Raw genomic sequence first — 4,285 nt, forward strand, 5'->3', positions numbered from 1 at the left:
TCATGGGATGGGGGTCCGGAAAAAAGGTCGTAGAGGCCGCCCGGCGCAACGGCGTCCGCACGCGGGTGGTGGCCGAGGGGGACGTGATCGCCACGGGTAGGGGGATCCGGCTGGAGGTCCTGGCCCCCGGACCGGACCCACCCCGTTTCGAGGACCGGTCACTCATCGACCGCAACAACCTGGTGGTCAAGGCACGGGTGGCGGGAGTGGACGTCCTCGTGCCGGGCGATGTGGACCTTGAGTCGCAGGAGGCGCTGTCGTCGCTGCCGGTGGCTGCACCTGTCCTGGTGGCGGTTCACCATGGGTCGGCGAACCTGGACCCGGAGTTCGTGCGCGCGGTCTCCCCGAAGGTGACGCTGGTCACCGTCGGGGCGGACAATTCGTACGGACATCCAACCGCGAAGGCGATGGAGTTGTACCGGCGGGAGGGGATGGTGCTGCGCAACGACACGCAGGGGACGCTGTCGCTGTGCATCGACGACGGAGAGGTCGAGGTGAGGACCGCGAGATGATCGACCTGATCTGGGCGCAGGACGAGCTTCTGGCCGACGAGGTCGTCGAACGCCTGGAGGCCGAGTGCGGGCCGGATGCCGAGGTGCTGCACGTGGAGCCGGACGGAGGCGACCTGCCCACCATGGAGGAGGCGCTGTTCGCGCCGTCGCTTTTCTCCGTCACCAGGCTCCTGGTGGTCCGGTCGGCGGAGAGGCTTCACGCCTCCGGCACAGACAGGCTGATCGCCGCGTCCAAGCGCGACGCCGGGGGCCGTGTGGCCCTGGTCAGCGTGTCCGAGCGGCCCCCGTCGCGGCTGGTGAAGGATCTCGGCCCCCACGCGAAAGTTCACAGGCTTCAGCGTCCTCGGCGCGGCGAGCTGGTCGCCTGGGTGACGAAGCGGATGAAGTCGGCTGGGCTCACTCCCGGGCGCGACGCCGCCTCGGCTCTGATCGAAACGGTCGGGGGCAGTCTGCGGGACATGGCCAACGCCGTGGACCAGCTGGCGATCCGCTCGGGCAAGGGCGCCAAGGTGGAGCAGGACGACGTCGTCCGGCAGTTCGAGAAGTCGGCCGAGCAGCCGGTATGGGCGCTGTTCGACGCGCTTTTGTCCAGGGACCGCCACCAGAGGTCGTTCGACGTCCTGCACATGCTTTTGGATCAGGGCCACGACGCCATGGCCGTCCTTTTCGCCCTGGTCTCGCAGACGCGGCTGGTCATACGCGCCCGCAGCGCGATCGAGCGGTCGCCCGGACTCGGTGACTCACAGCTCGCGCAGGTGCTGGGTGTCAGCCCCGGCCGCGCGGGCGTCGTGAAGCGCCAGGCGTCGGCGATCTCATGGGACACGCTGCTTCGGATGTACGACCTTTTCGCGGAGGCCGACGTGGAACTGAAGGGCGGTGAGGTCGCCTCTCAGGCGGTCATGGCCAGCCCGCTTCCGCCGGTGATGGTCCTGGAGCGCGTCCTCGGCGGGATCCTGTCCGGGCATACCGAGTCAGTTCACGCTTAGGTCCTGTGGAAGCGCCTGGCCCGTCCAGGGCGGCGCTCGGGACTCGCTCCCTCATCCACGCAACCCGGTGACGAAGTCGTCGATGGACATCGCGGACAGCGTCTGGATGCGCACCGTCCCCCGGGAGCCGAGATTCACCGAAATCCTGGCGATCGTCGCGGTGTCCGGGGCCTCCAGGATCGTGACGAATTCGTAGGGGCCCAGCACCGCGTACTGCGCGACGAGCCGCGCGCCCATCCGCTCGATCTCCTGGTTCACCTCCCGAAGGCGCTCCGGGCGCTCTTTGAGCGTTTCGAGCCCCCCCGGGTTGAGCGTCGAAAGCAGGATGTAGGTCTCCAAGTTCCCTCCCATGCCGGGGCCGCCGTCCTCGTGATGTACCGCATCGCCGGTTGCCCGCACAACCGGACGGCCGGGGGAAGCCGGCGGCGGTAGGGTTGGGACGTGCTGCTTGTCGGGCCACGTGAGAGGGAGTTGATCGTCCGGATCGCTCCGGTCCTCATCCGCGCGTTCGAGGATCTCGCCCAGCAGTGGACGGTCCGGTGTGGCCGGCCCCCCGCGGCGAACCTGCCCGCCATCACCCGGGCCGCGCTGGAGGAGGGGGTCGACCGGGGGCTGGAGATGCAGCTGGCCGTGGCCGAGCGGCTCGTTGCGTCGGGAGTGCCCCTGCACCAGGTCGTCAGCGAGGTTCTGATCTGGGACGAGGTCGTCCACCACAGGCTCGTGCGGGACGCCGACGAGGACGTGTTCGCCACCGCCGCGGCTCTCACCCGTTTCGCCCACGAGCTGGTGCTGCTCGTCGCCGAGGGCTGCTCGGCCTCCGTGCGGGTGCAGCGGGACGAGGTGAAGCGGGGACTGGACGCGGCAGACCGCCTGAAGAGCGAGATCACCTCGATGATCAGCCACGACCTCAAGACGCCGCTCACGACGATCCAGGCTTGCGCCAGCGCCCTCATGAATGCCGATGACACCGACGAGTCGCAGCGGCGGCGGTTTTTGGACATGATCCTGCAGAACTCGGACCGGCTGACCAGGCTCATCACGCGGATCGTCGACCTGTCGCGGATCGAGGCGCGGGCGCTGGACCTGTCCCCTGAGCCCCTGAACCTCGCGGGGCTGGCGCGGCGGCTGGCCGACGGGATCCTGCCGGCGGGGGCCGTCCGGCTGGAGCTTCCGGACGACCTGCCGCTTGTGCGGGCCGACCGCGACGCCATGGAGCGGATCCTGGTGAACCTGATGGACAACGCGATTCGCTTTTCACCTTCGGGAGAGCCCGTCCGGGTCCGGGCCACCGTCGACGGCGCATTTGTGGAGTTGCGGGTGGTGGACCTCGGCCCGGGAGTCCCGAAGGACCGCCGCCAGGGCCTGTTCTCGAAGTTCTACCAGGTGGACCCGTCGCCCAGCGGCCACCGGAGCGGATCGGGCCTGGGCCTGGCCATCGTGCGAGGCCTGTCCGAGGCGATGGGTGGCGACGCCGGCTACCTGCCCAATCAACCGGCGGGGTCGGTGTTCTGGGTGAGGCTGCCCGTCGCCGTGAGGGAACCCGCGTGATCTCCCAGCGCACCGTCCTGCTCGTTGACGACGAGACCGACGTGACGGAGGTGCTGGCGTTCTCCCTTCGCAGGGACGGCTTCCGCGTCCTGGTCGCTTCGGAGGCGGCGGAGGGACTGGCGGTCGCCAAGTCCGAGCACCCGGACGTGATCCTCTTGGACGTGATGATGCCGGGGATCAGCGGCTGGGAGGCCTTGGAGCGCCTGAAGGCGGACCCCGACACCAAAGGCATCCCCGTTCTGATGTGCACGGTGCTGGCCGAGGCGCGGTTTCTGGCCCAAGCGGCCGAGCATGGCGCTGCAGGCTACATCCGCAAGCCGTTTATGCCGGACGCGGTCACGCGGACGCTGCGCGGAATCCTGGAGTCGGGGTCGAAATACTCGCCGGCGGACCCGGGGACGGCCGGACCGGAAACTCCCGGCGGGGGGATCGGCTCGGAGACCACGACCGCCTGAGAGGCCGCTGCGGTTCGCGGCGGCGGCCGGCGTCAGGTGGCTGGCGCCGAAGCCTTTCTGAGCGCCTTGGCCAGCCGTGACTTCTTCCGCGCGGCCTTGTTGGGGTGGATGACACCCTTGCCCGCGGCCTTGTCCAGCCGCTTCTGCAGGGTCTGGAACTCGGCCTCCGCCGCATCGGTGGCGGCCGTCTGCCGGACGCGCTTCTCGGCCGTCTTGAGCTCCGAGCGCACGCCCTTGTTGCGCACGCGCCGGACCTCTGTCTGGCGCTGGCGCTTCAGGACCGTTCTGGATCTGGGCATCTGATTGACTCCGTGGCGGAACAGCCGTGGTGGCGCTGATGGACGTCAAAGACTGTAGCACCCCTTGAAACCCACCGGCTGCCGATACCATGGGTCCTCCATGACCGATCCCGCCCTCATCCGCAATATCTGCACGGTCGCCCACATCGACCACGGAAAGTCGACTCTGGCCGACCGGATGCTCGAGCTCACGGGCCTGATCAAGGCCGGCGCCCACGACACCCAGTTCCTGGACCGCATGGACCTGGAAAAGGAGCGGGGCATCACTATCAAGGCCGCGGCGGTCCGGATGGACTACACGTCCACGGACGGCGGCAAGTACGTCCTCAACCTCATCGACACCCCCGGTCACGTGGACTTCTCCTACGAGGTGTCCCGAGCGCTGCAAGCGTGCGAGGGGGCCCTGCTGCTCGTGGACGCGACCCAGGGCGTGGAGGCCCAGACCATCGCCAACCTGTACCTGGCGCTTGAGGCTGGGCTGGACA

7 protein-coding genes are annotated in these 4,285 nt (G+C 68.9%); 5 read left to right on the plus strand and 2 right to left on the minus strand.

Annotation, left to right across the window (positions count from 1 at the left end; all coding sequences use genetic code 11):
* Both VNE62_02140 and holA read left to right on the plus strand, forming a co-directional pair.
* The coding region (locus VNE62_02140; protein HVE91088.1) for a hypothetical protein at positions 1-512 on the plus strand (512 nt) is incomplete at its 5' end.
* Positions 509-1,498, plus strand: a complete 990-nt coding sequence (gene holA, locus VNE62_02145; GenBank protein HVE91089.1) for a DNA polymerase III subunit delta — start codon at positions 509-511, stop codon at positions 1,496-1,498. The genes VNE62_02140 and holA, both read left to right, overlap by 4 nt.
* Before the next feature lie 51 nt (positions 1,499-1,549).
* Here holA and VNE62_02150 read toward each other — a convergent pair whose 3' ends face one another.
* Positions 1,550-1,837, minus strand: coding sequence for a GYD domain-containing protein (locus VNE62_02150; protein ID HVE91090.1), 288 nt, complete (start codon positions 1,835-1,837; stop codon positions 1,550-1,552).
* A gap of 102 nt (positions 1,838-1,939) precedes the next feature.
* On the opposite strand from VNE62_02150, the gene VNE62_02155 reads away from it, so the two are divergent.
* Both VNE62_02155 and VNE62_02160 read left to right on the plus strand, forming a co-directional pair.
* Positions 1,940-3,046, plus strand: coding sequence for an ATP-binding protein (locus tag VNE62_02155; protein HVE91091.1), 1,107 nt, complete (start codon positions 1,940-1,942; stop codon positions 3,044-3,046).
* Positions 3,043-3,501, plus strand: a complete 459-nt coding sequence (locus tag VNE62_02160; protein ID HVE91092.1) for a response regulator — start codon at positions 3,043-3,045, stop codon at positions 3,499-3,501. Before VNE62_02155 ends, VNE62_02160 begins: the two co-directional genes overlap by 4 nt.
* Positions 3,502-3,533: 32 nt before the next feature.
* On the opposite strand, the gene rpsT is transcribed toward VNE62_02160, so the two are convergent.
* Positions 3,534-3,800, minus strand: coding sequence for a 30S ribosomal protein S20 (gene rpsT / locus VNE62_02165; protein ID HVE91093.1), 267 nt, complete (start codon positions 3,798-3,800; stop codon positions 3,534-3,536).
* Between the two features lie 100 nt (positions 3,801-3,900).
* Between rpsT and VNE62_02170 the strand changes: the two genes are divergently transcribed.
* On the plus strand, positions 3,901-4,285 hold a 385-nt coding region (locus VNE62_02170; GenBank protein ID HVE91094.1), incomplete at its 3' end, for a GTP-binding protein.

The sequence above is a fragment of the Actinomycetota bacterium genome (assembly GCA_035536535.1).
In the GTDB taxonomy this organism is placed as follows: Bacteria; Actinomycetota; JAICYB01; order JAICYB01; family JAICYB01; genus DATLNZ01.